Annotated in this window: 17 protein-coding genes and 1 riboswitch; of the genes, 16 read left to right on the plus strand and 1 reads right to left on the minus strand. The window is 60.8% G+C overall.

The annotated features are described in order from the left end of the window. The first annotated feature begins 152 nt into the window (after window positions 1–152). The 14 genes from acs to astE all read left to right on the plus strand — a co-directional run bounded on the left by acs (window position 153) and on the right by astE (window position 15851). Window positions 153–2108 carry an acetate--CoA ligase gene (gene acs, locus JOE34_RS14045; protein WP_003342595.1) on the plus strand — a complete coding sequence of 652 codons (1956 nt, stop codon included), beginning with the start codon at window positions 153–155 and terminating at the stop codon, window positions 2106–2108. Window positions 2109–2639: 531 nt separating this feature from the next. After that, a complete protein-coding gene (locus JOE34_RS14050) occupies window positions 2640–3416 on the plus strand; it encodes an ABC transporter substrate-binding protein (protein WP_004416894.1) in 777 nt (258 codons plus the stop codon). A gap of 84 nt (window positions 3417–3500) precedes the next feature. Further along, window positions 3501–4190 (plus strand): ABC transporter permease, encoded by a 690-nt coding sequence (locus tag JOE34_RS14055; RefSeq protein WP_003314732.1) that lies wholly within the window; start codon window positions 3501–3503, stop codon window positions 4188–4190. After that, the gene (locus JOE34_RS14060; RefSeq protein WP_004404413.1) at window positions 4187–4885 is read left to right on the plus strand and encodes an ABC transporter permease; all 699 of its coding nucleotides are present in this window, start codon (window positions 4187–4189) and stop codon (window positions 4883–4885) included. The genes JOE34_RS14055 and JOE34_RS14060 overlap by 4 nt, the downstream gene beginning before the upstream one ends. A 1-nt stretch (window position 4886) precedes the next feature. Next, window positions 4887–5999 (plus strand): succinylglutamate desuccinylase/aspartoacylase family protein, encoded by a 1113-nt coding sequence (locus tag JOE34_RS14065; RefSeq protein WP_046266076.1) that lies wholly within the window; start codon window positions 4887–4889, stop codon window positions 5997–5999. A gap of 22 nt (window positions 6000–6021) precedes the next feature. After that, entirely contained in the window at window positions 6022–6786 is a 765-nt protein-coding gene (locus JOE34_RS14070) for an ATP-binding cassette domain-containing protein (RefSeq protein ID WP_004416899.1), read from the plus strand. Between the two features lie 135 nt (window positions 6787–6921). Next, on the plus strand, window positions 6922–7914 hold the full coding sequence (gene argR, locus JOE34_RS14075; RefSeq protein ID WP_004404405.1) for a transcriptional regulator ArgR: 993 nt from the start codon (window positions 6922–6924) through the stop codon (window positions 7912–7914). Window positions 7915–8150: 236 nt separating this feature from the next. Further along, window positions 8151–9368, plus strand: a complete 1218-nt coding sequence (locus JOE34_RS14080; RefSeq protein WP_046266077.1) for an aspartate aminotransferase family protein — start codon at window positions 8151–8153, stop codon at window positions 9366–9368. A 133-nt stretch (window positions 9369–9501) separates the two neighbouring features. Then, entirely contained in the window at window positions 9502–10533 is a 1032-nt protein-coding gene (gene aruF / locus JOE34_RS14085; protein WP_003424821.1) for an arginine/ornithine succinyltransferase subunit alpha, read from the plus strand. A gap of 63 nt (window positions 10534–10596) precedes the next feature. Next, window positions 10597–11622, plus strand: coding sequence for an arginine N-succinyltransferase (gene astA, locus JOE34_RS14090; protein ID WP_010422476.1), 1026 nt, complete (start codon window positions 10597–10599; stop codon window positions 11620–11622). Next, window positions 11619–13088 carry a succinylglutamate-semialdehyde dehydrogenase gene (gene astD / locus JOE34_RS14095; protein WP_195765688.1) on the plus strand — a complete coding sequence of 490 codons (1470 nt, stop codon included), beginning with the start codon at window positions 11619–11621 and terminating at the stop codon, window positions 13086–13088. Before astA ends, astD begins: the two co-directional genes overlap by 4 nt. 48 nt (window positions 13089–13136) lie before the next feature. Next, complete coding sequence (gene astB / locus JOE34_RS14100; protein WP_122243011.1) at window positions 13137–14483, plus strand: N-succinylarginine dihydrolase; 1347 nt, start codon at window positions 13137–13139, stop codon at window positions 14481–14483. Between the two features lie 61 nt (window positions 14484–14544). Next, the gene (locus tag JOE34_RS14105) at window positions 14545–14832 is read left to right on the plus strand and encodes a hypothetical protein (protein ID WP_003314741.1); all 288 of its coding nucleotides are present in this window, start codon (window positions 14545–14547) and stop codon (window positions 14830–14832) included. Window positions 14833–14843: 11 nt separating this feature from the next. Continuing rightward, window positions 14844–15851 (plus strand): succinylglutamate desuccinylase, encoded by a 1008-nt coding sequence (gene astE, locus JOE34_RS14110; protein WP_057419708.1) that lies wholly within the window; start codon window positions 14844–14846, stop codon window positions 15849–15851. Window positions 15852–15929: 78 nt separating this feature from the next. Here astE and JOE34_RS14115 read toward each other — a convergent pair whose 3' ends face one another. Continuing rightward, window positions 15930–16442, minus strand: coding sequence for a 6,7-dimethyl-8-ribityllumazine synthase (locus JOE34_RS14115; protein WP_003369893.1), 513 nt, complete (start codon window positions 16440–16442; stop codon window positions 15930–15932). A gap of 126 nt (window positions 16443–16568) precedes the next feature. Beyond that, window positions 16569–16734, minus strand: a riboswitch (FMN riboswitch). Between the two features lie 212 nt (window positions 16735–16946). Between JOE34_RS14115 and ltaE the strand changes: the two genes are divergently transcribed. Beyond that, the gene (gene ltaE / locus JOE34_RS14120; RefSeq protein ID WP_209995991.1) at window positions 16947–17951 is read left to right on the plus strand and encodes a low-specificity L-threonine aldolase; all 1005 of its coding nucleotides are present in this window, start codon (window positions 16947–16949) and stop codon (window positions 17949–17951) included. 144 nt (window positions 17952–18095) lie between these two features. Further along, on the plus strand, window positions 18096–20720 hold the full coding sequence (alaS, locus tag JOE34_RS14125; protein ID WP_004404395.1) for an alanine--tRNA ligase: 2625 nt from the start codon (window positions 18096–18098) through the stop codon (window positions 20718–20720). Window positions 20721–20733: the final 13 nt, after the last annotated feature.

Raw genomic sequence — 20733 nt, forward strand, 5'->3', positions numbered from 1 at the left:
CGGCTTGCGGCTTGCGGCTTATGGCTTGCAGCTTGCAGCTTATGGCTTGCAGCTCTGGCCCCGCCCGGTAAGACCAACGTCGAATGGCCCCTGCGGGTGGGGCGGGATACAACAGGGGCATAAAACAACAACTATCCACCGAGGTAACCAAGATGAGTGCAGCTTCCCTGTACCCCGTCCGCCCAGAAGTCGCAGCGACTACGCTGACGGATGAAGCGACCTACAAGGCCATGTACCAGCAGTCGGTGGTCAACCCTGATGGTTTCTGGCGTGAACAGGCTCAGCGCCTCGACTGGATCAAACCTTTCACCGTGGTCAAACAGACCTCGTTCGATGATCACCGTGTCGATATCAAATGGTTTGCCGACGGCACGCTGAACGTTGCCTACAACTGCCTGGATCGCCATCTGGAAGAACGCGGCGACAGCATCGCCATCATCTGGGAGGGCGATGACCCTTCCGAGCACCGGGAAATCACCTACCGCGAACTGCACGCCGAAGTGTGCAAGTTCGCCAACGCGCTGCGTGGCCAGGACGTGCACCGTGGTGACGTCGTGACCATCTACATGCCGATGATCCCCGAGGCTGTGGTCGCCATGCTGGCGTGCGCGCGGATCGGTGCGATTCACTCGGTGGTGTTCGGCGGCTTTTCGCCCGAAGCGCTGGCTGGCCGGATTATCGATTGCAGTTCCAAAGTGGTCATCACCGCTGACGAAGGTCTGCGTGGCGGCAAGAAGACGGCGCTCAAGGCCAACGTCGACCGCGCCCTGACCAACCCGGAAACCAGCAGCGTGCAGAAGGTTATCGTCTGCAAGCGCACCGGGGGCGAGATCGAATGGAACCGTCACCGTGATATCTGGTACCACTCGCTTCTGGAAGTGGCGTCCAGCACCTGTGCGCCGAAAGAGATGGGTGCTGAAGAGTCGCTGTTCATTCTCTACACCTCGGGCTCGACCGGCAAACCCAAGGGCGTGCTGCACACCACTGCAGGTTATCTGCTGTATGCGGCGCTGACCCACGAGCGCGTTTTTGACTACAAGCCTGGCGAAGTCTACTGGTGCACCGCCGACGTCGGCTGGGTCACCGGGCACAGTTACATTGTCTACGGCCCTCTGGCCAATGGTGCGACCACGCTGCTGTTCGAAGGCGTGCCAAACTATCCGGACATCACCCGCGTGTCGAAGATCATCGACAAGCACAAGGTCAATATCCTCTACACCGCGCCGACCGCGATTCGCGCCATGATGGCTGAAGGCACCAAGTCCGTTGAAGGTGCTGACGGTTCCAGCCTGCGCCTGCTGGGTTCGGTGGGCGAGCCGATCAACCCGGAAGCCTGGGCCTGGTACTACAACACGGTCGGCAAGCAGAACTGCCCGATTGTCGATACCTGGTGGCAGACTGAAACCGGCGGCATCCTGATCAGCCCGTTGCCAGGCGCGACCGCCCTGAAACCTGGCTCGGCGACACGTCCGTTCTTCGGTGTGATTCCGGCGCTGGTGGATAACCTGGGCAACCTCATCGAGGGCGCTGCCGAGGGCAATCTGGTGATCCTCGATTCATGGCCGGGCCAATCGCGCTCGCTGTACGGCGATCACGACCGCTTCGTCGACACCTACTTCAAGACGTTCCGTGGCATGTACTTCACCGGCGACGGCGCCCGTCGTGACGAGGACGGTTATTTCTGGATCACCGGGCGTGTGGATGACGTGCTCAACGTTTCCGGCCACCGCATGGGCACTGCTGAAATTGAAAGTGCGATGGTTGCGCACCCGAAAGTCGCCGAGGCTGCTGTGGTCGGTGTGCCGCATGACCTGAAAGGGCAGGGCATTTACGTTTATGTGACCCTCAACGGCGGTGAAGAACCGAGCGACGCGCTGCGCACCGAATTGCGCAACTGGGTGCGCAAGGAGATCGGCCCGATTGCCTCGCCTGACTTCATTCAGTGGGCGCCCGGTCTGCCGAAGACCCGTTCGGGCAAGATCATGCGCCGCATCCTGCGCAAGATTGCGACCGCCGAGTACGATGCGCTGGGTGACATCTCTACCCTGGCCGACCCGGGCGTGGTGCAGCATCTGATCGACACGCACAAGGCCATGAACGCTGCTTGAGTGATCCTGTGACTGAAGCGCCCCGTTTGGTGAGAGCCGAACGGGGCGCCTTCGTTTTCGGCGTCTGGTACGGGAAAAGGGATATATATCGGGTTGTTACCGGTTTACACGGCGTTGTCGCGCAGCGCTTCGTTGTGGGACATGTCTGGGGTTTCTGTGTAGGAAAGTACGACGCAGCAAGGCTTTTAAATCGCCATGTGGCACGCTGGGCTTGCCGGATTAAAAGGGTTTGCCAATAATGGGCGCGCTTTTTGCTGTTATGACAGGTTTAGTCTGCGCTGCTGGATCAGCAGAAACGGGCCCCGTCAATACCGTGTGGTGGGTTTTCAAGCGCTTCTGTAACTAGTTGTCGCATTGAAGAAATATCGACTTCGAGCCTGTCGTTAAAATGCCCCTCATTCGCCGAAGGGCTGTGAGCCGCCAGCGCGGTGTCACGTATCCGGCGTCGCTTTTCCCCGAGATTGTCCTTTCGCACATTGGGCGCTTGCTCACTTTGCCACTTGTCGTGCTTTACCGATGGAGTCCCTGGAAATGAAAAAGCTCATGCTTATTGGCGCGATGGCGTTGTCCGTGCTCGCCCAGCCGATCTTTGCTGATGAAAAACCACTGAAAATCGGTATCGAAGCGGCTTACCCTCCGTTCGCGTCCAAGGCCCCGGATGGCAGCATCGTCGGCTTTGACTACGACATCGGCAATGCGCTGTGTGAAGAAATGAAGGTCAAGTGCACCTGGGTCGAGCAGGAATTCGACGGCCTTATCCCGGCGCTGAAAGTGCGCAAGATCGACGCGATCCTGTCGTCGATGTCCATCACTGACGACCGTAAGAAGTCCGTTGATTTCACCGGCAAGTATTACAATTCCCCGGCGCGTCTGGTCATGAAGGACGGCACTACGATCAGCGACAGCCTGGCTGAACTCAAGGGCAAGAAGATCGGCGTGCAGCGTGGCTCGATCCACGAGCGTTTCGCCCGTGAAGTCCTCGCTCCCAAAGGTGTCGAAGTGACGCCGTACGGTTCGCAGAACGAAATCTACCTGGACATCGGTGCAGGTCGCCTGGACGGTACTGTCGCCGACGCCACGCTGTTGCAGGACGGCTTCCTGAAAACCGACGCTGGCAAAGGCTATGCGTTCGTAGGTCCGTCGTTCGTCGATCCGAAATACTTTGGTGACGGCATCGGCATTGCCGTGCGCAAGGGCGACAAGGCCGACCTTGACCGTCTCAACGCCGCCATCGCCGCGATCCGTGCCAACGGCAAGTACAAGGCTATCCAGGACAAGTATTTCGATTTCGATATCTACGGCAAATAAGTCGTCGTCCTTACCCTGACCAATGGCGCAAACAGAATTGCCTGGATTGCGCCATTTTTATTCCACGCTTGAGGACCGCACATCATGTTGAAAGGTTACGGAGCTGTCATCCTCGAAGGTGCCTGGCTGACGTTGCAGCTGGCCCTGTCGTCGATGGCTCTGGCGATCGTTCTCGGTCTGATCGGCGTGGCGCTGAGGCTGTCTCCGGTACGCTGGATCGCCTGGCTGGGCGACCTGTACAGCACGGTGGTTCGTGGTATTCCCGATCTGGTCCTGATTCTGCTGATCTTCTACGGCGGCCAGGACCTGCTCAACCGCGTCGCCCCGTTGCTGGGGTTTGACGACTACATCGACCTTGATCCGTTGATGGCTGGCATCTGCACGCTGGGCTTCATCTTCGGCGCGTATCTCTCGGAAACCTTTCGCGGTGCCTTCATGGCCATTCCCAAGGGGCAGGCCGAGGCGGGCATGGCGTATGGCCTGAGCAGCGGCAAGGTGTTCTTCCGCATTCTGGTGCCGCAGATGATTCGTCTGGCGATTCCCGGTTTCACCAACAACTGGCTGGTGCTGACCAAGGCCACCGCGCTGATTTCCGTGGTCGGTCTGCAGGACATGATGTTCAAGGCCAAGCAGGCGGCCGATGCCACCCGCGAGCCTTTCACCTTCTTTCTGGCGGTTGCGGCGATGTACCTGGTGATCACCAGCGTGTCGCTGCTCGCCTTGCGTTACCTCGAAAAACGCTACTCGGTGGGCGTGAGGGCGGCTGACCTATGATCTTTGACTACAACGTGATCTGGGACAGTCTGCCGCTGTACTTCGGCGGCCTGCTGACCACCCTGAAGCTGCTGGCGATTTCGCTGGCGTTCGGGCTGCTGGCGGCATTGCCGCTGGGCCTGATGCGAGTCTCGAAAAACCCTTGGGTGAACATGCCTGCGTGGCTGTACACCTACGTGATTCGCGGCACGCCTATGCTGGTGCAGCTGTTTCTGATCTATTACGGGCTGGCCCAGTTCGATGCGGTGCGCGAAAGCTTTTTGTGGCCCTGGCTGTCCAGTGCCACCTTCTGTGCCTGCCTGGCGTTCACCATCAACACCAGCGCCTACACGGCGGAGATCATCGCGGGCAGCCTCAAGTCCACACCGGCCGGTGAAATCGAGGCCGCGCGGGCCATGGGTATGTCGAAAGCCAAGATGTACCGGCGCATTCTGCTGCCCTCGGCCTTGCGCCGGGCGCTGCCGCAGTACAGCAACGAGGTCATCATGATGCTGCAGACCACCAGTCTGGCGTCCATCGTGACCCTGATCGACATCACCGGCGCGGCCCGTACGGTCAACGCGCAGTTCTACCTGCCTTTCGAGGCTTACATCACCGCAGGCGTTTTCTATCTGTGCCTGACATTCATTCTGGTGCGGCTGTTCAAGATCGCCGAACGCCGCTGGCTGGGCTACCTCGCCCCACGGAAGGTCTGAAATGCAAAGAACCGATCATGTATTGCCGTGGAGCACCCTCGGCACCCAACGCACGCTGAGCGTCTTTCGCTTCGGCACCGGCGAGCGCAAGGCCTACATCCAGGCCAGCCTGCATGCCGACGAACTGCCCGGCATGCGCACGGCCTGGGAGCTGAAAAAACGCCTCACCGAGCTGGAGCAGCAGGGCCTCCTCAAAGGTGTCGTCGAACTGGTGCCGGTGGCCAATCCACTGGGCCTGGGGCAGTTGCTGCAAGGCGCGCATCAGGGCCGTTTCGAGTTCGGCAGTGGCAAGAATTTCAACCGTGACTTCACCGAGCTGAGCGAGCCGGTCGCCGAGTTGCTGGAAGGTCAACTGGGCGACGACCCGCGCGCCAATACCCGGCTGATTCGCCAGGCAATGAGCGCTGCGCTCGAAGGTCTGCCCGCGCCGCAGAGCGAATTGCAAGGCATGCAACGCATCCTGCTCAGTCATGCCTGCGTCGCTGATGTGGTGCTCGATCTGCATTGTGATGCTGATGCCGCGTTGCACATGTACGCCTTGCCGCAGCACTGGCCACAATGGCGTTCGCTGTCGGCGCATCTGAATATCCAGGTGGCGCTGCTCGCCGAGGATTCCGGTGGCAGCTCTTTCGATGAAGCCTGCTCGCTGCCGTGGTTGCGCCTTTCGCGGATTTTCCCGCAGGCGCAGATCCCGCTGGCCTGCCTCGCGACCACTCTTGAACTGGGCGGTCAGGCCGATACCGGCAAGCCGCAGGCAATCGCGCACGCCGAGGGTATCCTGGCGTTCCTCGCCGAACAGGGCTTCATCAGCGGCGACTGGCCGCAGCCGGCGCACGAAGCCTGCGAAGGCTTGCCGTTCGAAGGCACCGAATTGCTCTATGCGCCGCACCCTGGCGTGGTGACGTTCCTGCGCGCTGCTGGCGAGAGGGTCGAGGCGGGCGATCCGCTGTTCGAAGTGATCGACCCGCTGTCCGATCAGGTCAGTACCATTTGTGCGAATACTGCCGGGGTGTTGTTCGCCATCGAGCGGCTTCGTTACGCTCAACCCGGTTTCTGGCTGGCCAAGGTGGCGGGGCGCACGGCGCTGCGTCACGGACGTCTGCTCAGTGATTGACCGTTCTGTGGAAACCCAAAGCATGAACAAACTGGAAGTGCAGGACCTGCACAAGCGCTACGGCAGTCACGAAGTGATCAAGGGTGTGTCCATGACCGCCAAGGCCGGCGATGTCATCAGCATCATCGGCTCCAGCGGCTCTGGCAAAAGCACCTTTCTGCGCTGCATCAACCTGCTCGAACAGCCCCATGCCGGCAAGATCCTGCTCAACAACGAAGAGCTGAAGCTGGTGCCTAACAAGGAAGGCGGTTTGAAAGCTGCCGACGCCAAGCAATTGCAGCGTATGCGTTCACGCCTGTCGATGGTGTTTCAGCACTTCAATCTGTGGTCGCACATGACGGCACTGCAGAACATCATCGAAGCGCCGGTCCATGTGCTGGGTGTGTCGAAAAAGGAAGCGCTGGAAAAGGCCGAACACTATCTGGCCAAAGTCGGCGTGTCCCATCGCAAGGACGCTTACCCTGGGCACATGTCCGGCGGTGAGCAGCAGCGTGTGGCGATTGCCCGCGCACTGGCGATGGAGCCCGAGGTGATGCTGTTCGATGAGCCGACCTCGGCGCTGGACCCGGAGCTGGTCGGTGACGTGCTCAAGGTCATGCAGGGCCTGGCTCAGGAAGGCCGCACCATGGTGGTGGTGACTCACGAAATGGGTTTCGCCCGTGAGGTCTCCAATCAGTTGGTTTTCCTGCATCAGGGTGTCGTTCTGGAGCGTGGTGCCCCGCGCGAAGTGCTGGCCAATCCGCAGACCGAGCGTTTGCAGCAATTCCTGTCCGGCAGCCTGAAGTGACGATCGGCAGCGTATGACGATGCCTTTTTATGGCAGAACAGGGCATGCTGCGCGACGCGCGACACGACCTGGATGTTCCAGATCGAGCTATCTTCCAAGGCTCGGCTTTTGCGGCAATACGTATCGGATGTCCCAATGACTGCCCATCGAATAGGTTTCCTCGTCTGGCCTGGCACCAAAGCCCTGACCCTGGCACTGGCCGAGGAAGCCTTGCGCGTTGCGCAGCGCGTTCACCCTGAAGTGGTCTATGAGCTGTCGTTCCTGCAGGCCGAGGCCACGGAGCCTTCGGCGCTCGCCAGCGCGTGGCAATTGCCGGGTGAGCCCTGGGCCGGCCGGCTGGAAGGCTTTCAGAAGCTGTTTTTGCTGGCTGACGAGCCTCCTGCAGGTGTGGCCCCGGCGCTGGGCAGTGCGCTCAAGCAACTGGTGCGTGCCGGCTGTTCGATTGGCGGGCTGTCAGCGGGCGTCTATCCGCTTGCGCAACTGGGCCTGCTGGATGGCTACCGTGCCGCCGTGCACTGGCGCTGGCAGGACGACTTTGCCGAGCGTTTCCCCAAGGTCATCGCCACCAGCCATTTGTTCGATTGGGATCGGGATCGCCTGACCGCCTGTGGTGGCATGTCGGTGCTCGACCTGCTGCTGGCGGTGCTGTCCCGTGATCATGGGGCCGAACTGGCCGGGGCGGTTTCCGAAGAGCTGGTGGTCGAGCGCATTCGCGAAGGCGGCGAGCGTCAGCGCATTCCGCTGCAGAACCGTCTGGGCTCCAGCCATCCCAAGCTGACCCAGGCGGTGCTACTGATGGAAGCCAACATCGAAGAGCCATTGACCACCGACGAAATCGCTCAGCATGTGTGCGTGTCTCGTCGTCAGTTGGAACGGATCTTCAAGCAGTACCTCAACCGTGTGCCCAGCCAGTACTACCTGGAGCTGCGCCTGAACAAGGCGCGCCAGATGCTGATGCAGACCAGCAAGTCGATCATTCAGATCGGCCTTTCGTGCGGTTTTTCCTCGGGGCCGCACTTCTCCAGCGCCTACCGCAATTTCTTCGGTGCCACGCCGCGCGAAGACCGCAATCAGCGACGCAGTAGCAGCCCGTTCGAACTTTCCCCTGTGCCTGCCGAACGCGGTTGATTGTCTTGTCGCGATAGAAGTGCTGCCGCGACAGCTCAGGTCCAGACAGGCCCGCCTCAATCCGTTTAAACTGCGCCTTTGTGACGCAAATTGTCGCATTGCCGAAAACCTTGAAAAAACCCGGTTTTGCGCTGTAACAAGTTGTCGCCTGGCGGCAAGGCCGAACACAAATCAGTCCTTACAATCTTTCCATCGCTCGCCAGTTTCAGGCAGGCGTTCCTCATCAGGAGACTCCGATGTCCGTTGAGCATGCTGCGGTGCAACGCGCCGATTTCGACCAGGTAATGGTCCCCAATTACGCCCCGGCCGGGTTCATCCCTGTGCGCGGTGCGGGCTCCCGGGTCTGGGATCAGGCGGGGCGCGAACTGGTGGATTTCTCGGGCGGTATCGCCGTCAACGTATTAGGCCACTGCCACCCGGTGCTGGTCGGTGCGTTGACCGAGCAGGCCAATAACCTCTGGCATGTGTCCAACGTCTTCACCAACGAGCCGACCCTGCGTCTGGCGAAAAAACTGGTGGATGCGACGTTCGCCGAGCGCGTGTTCTTCTGCAACTCCGGTGCTGAAGCCAACGAAGCCGCCTTCAAGCTGGCACGCCGTGTGGCGCATGACCAGTACGGCCCGGAGAAGTACGAAATCATCGCGGCGCTGAACAGCTTTCATGGCCGCACCCTGTTCACCGTCAGCGTGGGTGGGCAGCCGAAGTACTCCGATGGTTTCGGGCCGAAGATCACCGGCATCAGCCATGTGCCGTACAACGACCTCGACGCACTGAAGGCTGCTGTTACCGACAAGACCTGTGCCGTGGTGCTGGAGCCGATTCAGGGCGAGGGCGGTGTTCTGCCGGGTCAGCTGGAATACCTGCAAGGTGCGCGCAAGCTGTGTGACGAGCACAACGCCCTGCTGGTGTTCGATGAAGTGCAGAGCGGCATGGGCCGCAGCGGTCATCTGTTCGCCTACATGCATTACGGCGTGACCCCGGACATCCTTTCCAGCGCCAAGAGCATCGGCGGCGGTTTCCCGCTGGCGGCCATGCTCACCACTGAAAAGCTCGCCAGGCACTTCGCGGTCGGCGTGCACGGCACCACCTATGGCGGCAATCCGCTGGCCTGCGCGGTCGGTGAGGCGGTCATCGATGTCGTCAATACGCCTGAAGTGCTTGCGGGCGTGCAGCGCAAGCATCAGCAATTCAAGACCCGTCTGGAAAGTATCGGCCAGCAATACGGCGTGTTCAGCGAAGTGCGCGGTCTGGGCCTGTTGATCGGTTGCGTGTTGTCCGATGCCTGGAAAGGCAAGGCCAAGGACATCTTCAATGCGGCCGAGGCCCAGGACCTGATGATCCTGCAGGCCGGCCCTGACGTGATTCGTTTCGCGCCGAGCCTGGTGATTGAAGACGCAGACATCGAAGAGGGCCTGAAGCGCTTCGAACGCGCCATCGCCAAACTGACATCCTGACCCGATTGCAGCCTTGCGGCGTCCGCTTGATGGCGGACGCCGCACCTGTTTCCTGCGCCATGCGGCCTGACGCCATGTGGTGCTTTTACTAGCGCCGGTCGTAAAGGCTGGTCGATCTACAAGGAGTGGCACCATGCTGGTAATGCGCCCTGCGCAAATGGCTGACCTGGCCGAGGTTCAACGCCTCGCTGCCGACAGCCCTATCGGTGTCACGTCCTTGCCCGACGATGCTGGCCGCCTGACCGACAAGATCGGCTCGTCGGAGGCGTCGTTTGCCGCCGAAGTCAGCTTCAACGGCGAAGAAACCTACTTCTTCGTGCTCGAAGACAGCGAAAGCGGCAAGCTGGTGGGCTGCTCGGGCATCGTGGCCTCGGCGGGCTACTCCGAGCCGTTCTACAGTTTTCGCAACGAAACCTTCGTGCATGCTTCCCGCGAACTGAAGATCCATAACAAGATTCACGTGCTGTCGCAGTGTCATGACCTGACCGGCAACAGTCTGTTGACCAGTTTCTACGTGGTCCCGGAGCTGGTCGGCACGGCATGGTCGGAGCTCAATTCGCGCGGTCGGCTGCTGTTTGTCGCCAGTCACCCCGAGCGCTTTGCCGATTCGGTGGTGACCGAGATCGTCGGTTACAGCGATGAGCAGGGCGACTCACCGTTCTGGGATGCCATCGGGCGCAACTTCTTCGATATCAATTACGCCGCTGCCGAACGCCTGTGCGGGCTGAAAAGCCGGACCTTCCTCGCCGAGCTGATGCCGCATTACCCGATCTACGTGCCACTGCTGCCCGACGCAGCGCAGGAAGCCATGGGGCAGGTGCATCCGCGCGCGCAGATCACCTTCGACATCCTGATGCGCGAGGGCTTTGAAACCGATCACTACATCGACATTTTCGACGGTGGACCGACGCTGCACGCGCGGGTGTCCGGGATTCGTTCGATTGCCCAGAGCCGTCTGGTTCCGGTCAAGGTCGAGCCCGGGCAAGGCAGCGATGTCGGCAAGGGCGGGCGTCTGTATCTGATCGCCAATGGCCTGTTGCAGGACTACCGCGCGGTGCTGCTGGAACTGGACTGGGCGCCCGGCAGGCCGGTGGTGCTGAGTCTCCAGGCTGCCGATGCCCTGGGTGTTGGTGAAGGTGCCAGTGTGCGGATTGTCGCGGTCTGAACCGGACGTTCGATAGCTGATTAGCGAGTTTCAAGGCTCTTGATGAGCCGCTGAGGAGATAACATGATCGTTCGTCCTGTACGCAGCAGCGACCTGCCCGCGTTGATCGAGCTGGCGCGTAGCACCGGCGCCGGTCTGACGACTCTGCCCGCCAATGAGCAGCGTCTGGCGCACCGGGTAGGCTGGGCCGAAAAGACCTTTCGCGGAGAAGCCGAGCGCGGCGATGCCGATTACCTGTTCGTGCTGGAAGATGACGACGGCCGGGTGGTGGGCATTTCCGCCATTGCCGGAGCGGTCGGTCTGCGCGAGCCCTGGTACAACTACCGGGTCGGTCTGACCGTCAGCGCTTCACAGGAGCTGAACATCTACCGGGAAATTCCGACCCTGTTCCTGGCCAACGACCTGACCGGTAATTCCGAGCTGTGCTCGCTGTTCCTGCACAGTGATTCGCGTAACGGCCTCAACGGTCGCCTGCTGTCCAAGGCGCGCATGCTGTTCATCGCCGAGTTCCCCAGGCTGTTCGGCAACAAGATCATTGCTGAAATGCGCGGCATGTCCGATGAGCAGGGCCGTTCGCCGTTCTGGGAAAGTCTGGGGCGGCATTTCTTCAAGATGGAGTTCAGCCAGGCGGATTACCTGACCGGCGTGGGCAACAAGGCATTCATCGCCGAACTGATGCCCAAGTTTCCGTTGTACAGCTGCTTTCTTTCCGAAGACGCACGCAACGTGATCGGTCGGGTGCATGCCGACACCGAGCCTGCGCTGACCATGCTCAAGAGCGAAGGCTTTTCGTATCAGGGTTATGTCGACATCTTCGATGCCGGCCCGGCCATCGAGTGCGAGACCGGCAAGATTCGCGCAATCAAGGACAGCCAGGCGCTGGTGTTGGCCATAGGCACGCCAGGTGACGATGCTCCACAGTTCCTCATCTACAACCGCAAGCGTGAAGACTGCCGCATCACGGTAGGCGCTGCGCGTTTTGCCGCCGGTACGCTGGTCGTCGCTCCGCAAACCGCCAAGCGCCTGCGCATGAGTGCGGGCGACAATGTGCGCGCGGTACCCTTGTCTGCGGCGCGGGAGGGCGTTTGATGAATAGCCTTTACATCGCAGGTGCCTGGCAGGACGGGCAGCGTGAGGTGGTCAATTCGCTGAACCCGGTGACCCAGCAGGTGCTGTGGTCCGGGCGTGGGGCGAGCGCCGCGCAGGTCGAGCAGGCGGTGCAGGCGGCGCGTCAGGCATTTCCTGCCTGGGCACTGCTGTCTCTGGATCAGCGCATCGCGATACTGGAGGCCTTCACTGCACGGCTCAAACATCACGCCGACGCGCTGGCGCAGTGCATCGGTGAAGAGACCGGCAAACCGTTGTGGGAATCAGCGACCGAAGTGACCAGCATGGTCAACAAGATTGCCATCTCGGTGCAGAGCTATCGCGAACGAACCGGCGAAAAGAGCGGGCCACTGGGCGACGCCACTGCGGTACTGCGCCACAAGCCGCACGGCGTGGTCGCCGTGTTCGGCCCGTACAACTTTCCCGGGCATCTGCCCAACGGCCATATCGTCCCTGCCTTGCTGGCGGGCAACGTGGTGCTGTTCAAACCCAGCGAACTGACACCGAAAGTCGCTGAGCTGACCGTCAAGTGCTGGATCGAAGCCGGACTGCCTGCCGGGGTTCTGAACCTGCTGCAGGGCGGTCGCGAAACCGGTATCGCGCTGGCGGCCAATCCGGGTATCGACGGCCTGTTCTTCACCGGGTCGAGCCGGACCGGCAATGCGCTGCATCAGCAGTTCGCCGGTCAGCCGGACAAGATCCTTGCCCTGGAAATGGGCGGTAACAACCCGCTGATCGTCGATCAGGTACAGGACATCGATGCAGCGGTGTACACCATCATTCAGTCCGCTTTCATTTCTGCCGGCCAGCGCTGCACCTGTGCGCGTCGTCTGCTGGTGCCCGAAGGCGACTGGGGTGATGCCTTGCTGGCACGACTGGTGGGCGTCAGCGCAACTATCGAAGCCGGCGCGTTCGATCAACAGCCTGCGCCGTTCATGGGCTCGGTGATTTCGCTGGAGGCAGCACGCGCCCTGCTCGACGCGCAGCGCAATCTGCTCGCCAACGGCGCACTGACCCTGCTGGAAATGCGCCAGCCGCAGCCCGGCTCGGCGCTGCTGACGCCGGGCATTATCGATGTCAGCGCGGTGCCCGATCGACCCGACGAAGAGCTGTTCGGCCCGCTGCTGCAGGTTATCCGCTACGCCGGGTTTGACGCCGCCATCGCCGAAGCCAACGCCACCCGTTATGGCCTGGCGGCAGGCCTGCTCTCTGACTCCGAAGCGCGTTATCAGCAGTTCTGGCTGCACAGCCGTGCCGGGATCGTCAACTGGAACAAGCCGTTGACCGGAGCCGCCAGCAGCGCCCCGTTTGGCGGGGTAGGCGCCTCGGGCAACCATCGCGCCAGCGCCTATTACGCGGCCGATTACTGCGCCTATCCGGTGGCTTCGCTGGAGGCCGGCAGCCTGACGCTGCCTGCGACACTGACCCCCGGCATCAGGCTGAGCTGACAGTGTGCGCACGATTGCTTATAAGAATAGATCCACGGAGCCTTGCCGATGAAGTCCTGTGAAGTGAATTTTGACGGTCTGGTCGGGCCAACCCACAACTACGGCGGGTTGTCCTACGGTAACGTTGCCTCCCAGAGTAACAGCCAGCAAAGTGCTAACCCGCGTGAGGCGGCGCTGCAAGGCCTGGCGAAAATGAAAGCGCTGATGGACCTGGGTTTTACCCAAGGCGTGCTGGCACCGCAGGAACGTCCTGATGTGTCCGGCCTGCGCCGTCTGGGCTTCACCGGCAGCGATGAGCAGGTGATTGAAAAAGCGGCCCGTCAGGACATGCCGTTGCTGGTCGCCAGTTGCTCGGCATCCAGCATGTGGGTGGCCAACGCGGCCACGGTCAGCCCCAGTGCCGACACTGCCGATGGGCGCGTGCATTTCACGGCGGCCAACCTCAACTGCAAATACCACCGCAGCATCGAGCATCCGACCACCACCCGCGTGCTCGGCGCGATGTTCGCGGATGCAAAGCATTTCGCTCATCACCCTGCGCTACCGCCTGTCGCGCAGTTTGGCGATGAAGGCGCTGCCAACCACACCCGTTTCTGTCGTGATTACGGCGAGGCCGGTGTCGAGTTTTTCGTGTTTGGCCGCAGTGCCTTCGACACGCGCTACCCGGCGCCGCAGAAGTATCCGGCGCGTCAGACCCTGGAGGCGTCACGCGCCGTTGCGCGGCTGCACGGTCTGAGCGAAGCCGGCGTGGTCTATAGTCAGCAGAACCCGGAGGTCATTGATCAGGGGGTGTTCCACAACGATGTGATTGCGGTCGGCAACGGTGAGGTCTTGTTCTATCACCAGGACGCATTCCTCAATACCGAGCCGATGCTCGATGAGCTGCGCGACAAGCTCAGTCTTGTCGGCGGTAAGTTGCGGGCGATTTGCGTACCGCGTGCCGAGGTCTCGGTTCAGGATGCCGTGCGCTCCTACCTGTTCAATAGCCAGCTGTTGTCGCGGTCCGATGGCTCGATGCTGCTGATAGTGCCGCAGGAATGCCAGGCGAACGCGAGTGTCTGGGCTTACCTGCAACGATTGATCGCCGATGACAGCCCGGTTGCCGAGGTCAAGGTGTTCGACCTCAAACAAAGCATGCAGAACGGTGGTGGTCCAGCCTGCCTGCGCTTGCGGGTGGCGCTCAACGACACCGAGCTGGCGGCGGTGAATCCGGGGGTGATCATGACTGCGCCGTTGTACGAAACGTTGACGCAGTGGGTCGACAGGCACTACCGGGACCGCATGAGTGAAAGCGATCTGGCCGACCCTCGATTGCTCGACGAATGCCGCGCGGCATTGGATGAACTGACGCAAATCCTTAAACTGGGCGCGGTTTATCCGTTCCAACTGAATTGAAGCATCCTGCGCGTCGGGCCACTGTCCGGCGCACTATTTCCTTTATAGAGAGCATTTTTATATGAGCGACGCCCTGCAACTGATCCTTGAAGACACTGATGGCACCCAGTTGGAAACGTCCTGCACCCGCGTTGCCGTCATCTGGCAGGGCAAGGAATTGTGGATTCAGCAGGATGGCCGTGGCCAGTTGCTGATCGGCGTTGACGTCGAAGAGGACGATGCCGAATACGCCAACCTGCTGCTGCGTCCGTTGGCGACCAACCTGGTCAGCCTGCAACTGGAAATGGAGCCGGCCGACATGGGCGTCGAGGAAGACGGTCACGTTCACGGTCCTGACTGCAACCACTAAGGAAGCGCGCCATGCTCGCCCTCGGCAAACTGCTTGAACTGACCCTGGCTGGACGTGAGCCGGCGGAAAAGACTCAACTGACCGTCGCAGGCGTGCGCATGCGCTGGATGGGCGAGGGCGCACTGGAAGTCCGCCCGCCACAGGCTCGTGACAATGGCACTGACCTGCTGCTGTCTGCCGGTATCCATGGCAACGAGACTGCGCCCATCGAGCTGCTGGATGAATTGATCCGCAGCATTGCGCGCAGCGACCTGAAACCGCGCGCACGAATTCTGTTCCTGTTCGGCAATCCCGACGCTATGCGACGCGGGGCGCGTTTTGTCGAGCAGGACGTCAATCGGCTGTTCAACGGCCGTCATCTGCAAAGCGGTGGCGCCGAGGCGTTGCGGGCCTGCGAGCTGGAACGACTGGCCGCCAGCTTTTTCAGTCTGCCGGAGCGTTATCGGCTGCATTACGATCTGCACACCGCCATTCGCGGCTCGACGATCGAACAGTTCGCGCTGTACCCGTGGAAGGAAGGACGTCAGCATTCCCGGCTTGAGCTGGCCCGGCTGCGGGCCGCGGGCATGAGTGCGGTGCTGCTGCAGAACAAGCCGTCCATTGTGTTCAGCGCCTACACCTACGATCAATTGGGGGCCGAGGCTTTCACTCTGGAACTGGGCAAGGCGCGGCCGTTCGGGCATAACCAGCAGGTCAATCTCGGGCCGCTGCGCTTGTGTATCGAGCAGCTCATCGAGGGCACCGAGCCCGAGCGGGATGACAATCTTGAAGGCTTGCAACTGTTCAGCGTGGCGCGGGAAGTGATCAAGCGCACCGATGCGTTCACCTTCAACCTGGCCGATGACGTCGAGAACTTCTCCCCGCTGGAAAAGGGCTACGTGCTGGCCGAAGACGCGGGTGGTTCACGCTGGGTAGTGGAAGAAGAGGGCGCGAGGATCATCTTCCCCAACCCCAAGGTCAAAAACGGCCTGCGGGCGGGGATTCTGATCGTACCCACTGATGCGGATAGCCTCGGCTGATCGCTCGGCACCCTCAGGACCGGACGCAGAGCGTCCAGAACGATAGGTGTCCGGGAGAACACCTACCGATGCTGCGTCTCAGCAGGCCGCTTTCTGCTGTGCATCCAGACGGCGCAGGCTGCGTACCTTGTTCAGGGTGTCGGCGCAGGTCTTGGCTGCTTCTTCGCCCTTGTGCACAAAGTGATCGAAGAAGAACTTCTGATGCTCTTCGCCGGCATGGAAGTGATGCGGTGTCAGGACCACGGAAAACACCGGTACTTCGGTTTCCAGCTGGACCTGCATCAGCGCGCTGACCACTGACTGCGCGACGAATTCGTGACGATAGATGCCGCCGTCCACTACCAGTGCGGCGCCGACGATGCCAGCGTAGCGGCCGGTGTTGGCCAGCAGTTTTGCATGCAGCGGGATTTCAAAGGCGCCGCCCACTTCAAAGATGTCGATATCGCTTTCGGCGTAGCCCTGATTGGCCATCTCGGCGATAAAACCTTTGCGGCTCTGGTCGACGATATCCTTGTGCCAGCAGGCCTGGATGAACGCGACACGCTCGTTTGCGTGGCTTTTGCTTTTGCTGTCGATTGCGGTTGGTTGCACGTGTTCTGACTCCTGTTTATGGAAAAAACAGGGCATTTGGATCGAAAGGGATTCAAGCTGCGTAGGAAAGCCTCCTGAACGATGTCGTTCATGGATAGGTTTTACAGACGTTCTTGTTGACACCAATCCCGCTCTCTCTTCATCCGGACTATGACCGTCGGCCCCGGAATCACACCGGGTCTGCTGACCTTGCAGATCGCGGCCAACGCCACGACCCCCAAGCGCTCGCGGGCTAGACGCATTGCGCGTCATTACCGCCGGTGGGGAATTACACCCCGCCCTGAGAACGTTGCCGTCACTTTACGTGGCCGGCGCGAGATTTTTATCATAGTTCGCTGGATCATGCATGGACACTTTCGTACGGTATACCTGCCTTTTTCTTATAAGGAGTCGGAGTATCGAGAGCGGCCGCGCTTGATTATCATGTACCGGGTCGTCAGTAATGCCTTGTTGCAAGCCAAAGGTTGCATGCATTATCGATCTTCAACTTCAGGGAGCTTTTTCGTGACTGTCATCGATCTGCGCAGCGACACAGTGACTCTGCCCACGGCCGGCATGCTTGATGCCATGGCACGTGCGCCCGTTGGCGATGACGTCTACGGCGAGGACCCTACCGTCAATCTGCTCGAAGCGACGCTTGCCGGGCGCCTCGGGTTCGATGCCGCGCTGTTCGTGCCGTCGGGCACCATGAGCAATCTGCTGGCGCTGATGGCGCACTGTGAACGCGGCGACGAGTACATCGTCGGTCAGCAGGCCCACATCTATAAATACGAAGGTGGCGGTGCGGCAGTGCTGGGCTCCATTCAGCCACAGCCGCTGGAGGTACAGGCCGACGGTTCTCTGGACCTGCAGCAGGTGCTCGACGCCATCAAGCCCGATGATTTTCATTTTGCCCGCACGCGCCTGCTGGCCCTGGAAAACACCATGCAGGGCAAAGTGCTGCCCTTGGACTACCTGGCTGCCGCGCGTACCCTGACTCTGGAAAAGGGGCTCGCTCTCCATCTGGACGGCGCACGGCTGTACAACGCCTCGGTCAGGCTGGGTGTCGATGTCCGCGAGATCACCCGGCACTTCGATTCGGTTTCGGTCTGCCTTTCCAAGGGGCTGGGCGCGCCGATCGGCTCGGTGCTGTGCGGTTCGCAGCCATTGATCGCCAAGGCCCGCCGCTTGCGCAAGATGCTCGGCGGTGGCATGCGTCAGGCTGGAGGGCTGGCGGCGGCAGGGCTCTACGCGCTGGATCATCAGGTCGAGCGGTTGGCAGACGACCATGCCAACGCGGCGTTTCTGGCTGAAGGCCTGAGCGGGCTCGGCTACGCTGTCGAGCCGGTGCAGACCAATATGGTCTATGTGCAGATCGGCGAGCGCGCGGCATCGCTCAAAGCGTTCTGCGCCGAGCGTGGCATCGTACTCACGGCCTCGTCGCGGCTGCGCATGGTGACCAACCTGAACGTGTCGCGCGCTCAGATCGAACAGGTCATCGCCGCATTCGCAGCCTTTGAACACTCATGACATGCCGATAATCCAGTTACTTGTTTCTATCGCACAAACACACTGTACCGAGGGCGCAACGCCTATATAATGCGGCCCTTTGCCGTCGCTACGTCATTTGACGTTTTGCACTTGCCTCTGGCCGCAGTCTCCGTGGAAGAACCTATGAAAAGCGCAGAAATCCGTGAAGCCTTCCTTGGCTTCTTCGAAGAGCAAGGCCACACCCGTGTCGCTTCAAGCTCCTTGATTCCGGGCAATGACCCAACCCTGCTGTTCACCAACGCAGGCATGAACCAGTTCAAGGATTGCTTCCTGGGCCAGGAAAAGCGCGCCTACACCCGCGCCGTTACCAGTCAGAAATGCGTGCGTGCCGGTGGCAAGCACAACGACCTGGAAAACGTCGGCTACACCGCTCGTCACCATACTTTTTTCGAAATGCTGGGCAACTTCAGCTTCGGTGACTATTTCAAGCGTGATGCCATCACCTACGCCTGGACCTTCCTGACCTCCGAAAAATGGCTCAACCTGCCCAAGGAAAAGCTCTGGGTCACGGTGTACGCCACTGACGACGAAGCCTACGACATCTGGACCAAGGAGATCGGCGTACCTGCCGAGCGCATGGTCCGTATTGGCGACAACAAAGGCGCACCGTACGCCTCCGATAACTTCTGGACCATGGGCGATACCGGCCCATGCGGCCCTTGCAGCGAGATTTTCTTCGATCACGGCCCGGAAATCTGGGGCGGCCCGCCGGGCTCGCCGGAAGAAGACGGCGACCGTTACATCGAGATCTGGAACAACGTATTCATGCAGTTCAACCGGACTGCAGATGGCGTGCTGCACCCGCTGCCAGCGCCATCGGTCGATACCGGCATGGGCCTGGAGCGCGTCAGTGCGGTCCTGCAGCACGTGCATTCCAACTATGAAATCGACTTGTTTCAGAGCCTGCTGGCTGCGTCGGCCAAGGCCATTGGTTGCAGCAATGACAACCAGGCTTCGCTGAAAGTCGTGGCTGACCACATTCGCTCGTGCGGCTTTCTGATCGCCGACGGCGTGCTGCCGTCCAACGAAGGACGTGGTTATGTGCTGCGCCGCATCATTCGTCGCGCCTGCCGTCACGGCAACAAACTGGGTGCCAAGGGCAGCTTCTTCTACCAGATCGTTGCCGCGCTGGTTGCCGAGATGGGGTCTGCGTTCCCTGAGCTGGTGCAACAGCAGTCGCACATCGAACGCGTACTGAAAGGCGAAGAAGAGCAGTTCGCCAAGACCCTCGAGCAAGGTCTGAAAATCCTCGAGCAGGATCTGGCCGACCTAAAAGGCACCGTGGTTCCGGGCGAAGTGGTGTTCAAGCTGTACGACACCTACGGTTTCCCGATGGACCTGACCGGCGACATCGCCCGCGAGCGCAACCTGACCCTGGACGAAGCAGGCTTCGAGCGTGAAATGGACGCCCAGCGCGTGCGCGCCCGTTCGGCCAGCTCGTTCGGCATGGATTACAACAGCCTGGTGAAGGTCGATGTGGCCACGCAGTTCACCGGTTACTCGGCGACCACTGGCAGCGCCAGCGTCGTGGCCCTCTATAAGGAAGGCCAGTCGGTTTCTCACCTGAATGAAGGCGAAGAGGGCGTGGTGATTCTCGACATCACCCCGTTCTACGCCGAGTCGGGCGGTCAGATCGGTGACAGCGGTTTCCTGCAGGCCGGTGACGCGCGCTTTGACGTCAGTGATACCACCAAGACCGGTGGTGCGTTCCTGCACCACGGCGTTGTGGCGTCCGGCAGCCTGAGCGTTGGCGCGCAGGTTGAAACACAAGTGGCTGATGAAGTTCGCGATGCAACCAAATTGAACCATTCGGCCACTCACTTGCTGCACGCCGCATTGCGTCAGGTGCTGGGTGAGCACGTTCAGCAGAAAGGCTCGCTGGTCGACAGTCAGCGTCTGCGCTTCGACTTCAGCCACTTCGAAGCGATCAAGCCCGAGCAACTGCGCGCGCTGGAAGATATCGTCAACGCCGAGATTCGCAAGAACACCGAGGTAATGACCGAAGAAACCGATATCGACACGGCGAAGAAAAAGGGTGCCATGGCGCTGTTCGGCGAGAAGTACGGCGACAGCGTTCGCGTACTGAGCATGGGCGGCGAGTTCTCTGTCGAGCTGTGTGGTGGCATTCACGCCAGCCGCACCGGTGACATCGCGTTGTTCAAGATCGTCAGTGAAGGCGGTGTTGCAGCAGGCGTGCGCCGTATCGAGGCCGTCACTGGCGCTGCGGCGCTGGCCTGGCTGAATTCGGCCGAAGATCAACTTAAGGAAGCTGCGACGCTGGTCAAAGGCAATCGCGACAACCTGCTGGACAAGCTGACGGCGGTGATTGAACGCAACCGTCTGCTGGAAAAACAACTGGAACAACTGCAAGCCAAGGCAGCCAGTGCCGCCGGTGACGACCTGTCGTCAGCTGCGCTGGATGTCAAAGGGGTCAAGGTTCTGGCCACGCGCCTGGATGGTCAGGACGGCAAGGCGCTGTTGGCGCTTGTCGATCAGTTGAAGAACAAGCTCGGCCGCGCAGTGATCCTGCTCGGCAGTGTTCATGAGGACAAGGTTGTCTTGGTCGCAGGCGTGACCAAGGACCTGACTGGCCAACTCAAAGCCGGTGATTTGATGAAGCAGGCAGCTGCCGCCGTAGGTGGTAAAGGTGGTGGCCGTCCTGATATGGCTCAAGGCGGTGGTGTCGATGCCGGCGCGCTGGATTCAGCGCTGGCACTGGCCGTTCCTTTTGTAGAGCAGGGTATCTGAGTCGGGTCAGCGT

The organism is Pseudomonas sp. PvP028, from assembly GCF_017832255.1.
Lineage (GTDB): Bacteria > Pseudomonadota > Gammaproteobacteria > Pseudomonadales > Pseudomonadaceae > Aquipseudomonas > Aquipseudomonas syringae.

Coding starts and splice junctions, on each gene's coding strand:
- aruF (WP_003424821.1), top strand. CDS start 9,502: ATGCTGGTAATGCGCCCTGCGCAAATGGCTGACCTGGCCGAGGTTCAA.
- alaS (WP_004404395.1), top strand. CDS start 18,096: ATGAAAAGCGCAGAAATCCGTGAAGCCTTCCTTGGCTTCTTCGAAGAG.
- JOE34_RS14065 (WP_046266076.1), top strand. CDS start 4,887: ATGCAAAGAACCGATCATGTATTGCCGTGGAGCACCCTCGGCACCCAA.
- acs (WP_003342595.1), top strand. CDS start 153: ATGAGTGCAGCTTCCCTGTACCCCGTCCGCCCAGAAGTCGCAGCGACT.
- astE (WP_057419708.1), top strand. CDS start 14,844: ATGCTCGCCCTCGGCAAACTGCTTGAACTGACCCTGGCTGGACGTGAG.
- JOE34_RS14060 (WP_004404413.1), top strand. CDS start 4,187: ATGATCTTTGACTACAACGTGATCTGGGACAGTCTGCCGCTGTACTTC.
- JOE34_RS14055 (WP_003314732.1), top strand. CDS start 3,501: ATGTTGAAAGGTTACGGAGCTGTCATCCTCGAAGGTGCCTGGCTGACG.
- JOE34_RS14070 (WP_004416899.1), top strand. CDS start 6,022: ATGAACAAACTGGAAGTGCAGGACCTGCACAAGCGCTACGGCAGTCAC.
- astA (WP_010422476.1), top strand. CDS start 10,597: ATGATCGTTCGTCCTGTACGCAGCAGCGACCTGCCCGCGTTGATCGAG.
- JOE34_RS14080 (WP_046266077.1), top strand. CDS start 8,151: ATGTCCGTTGAGCATGCTGCGGTGCAACGCGCCGATTTCGACCAGGTA.
- JOE34_RS14105 (WP_003314741.1), top strand. CDS start 14,545: ATGAGCGACGCCCTGCAACTGATCCTTGAAGACACTGATGGCACCCAG.
- astB (WP_122243011.1), top strand. CDS start 13,137: ATGAAGTCCTGTGAAGTGAATTTTGACGGTCTGGTCGGGCCAACCCAC.
- argR (WP_004404405.1), top strand. CDS start 6,922: ATGACTGCCCATCGAATAGGTTTCCTCGTCTGGCCTGGCACCAAAGCC.
- JOE34_RS14050 (WP_004416894.1), top strand. CDS start 2,640: ATGAAAAAGCTCATGCTTATTGGCGCGATGGCGTTGTCCGTGCTCGCC.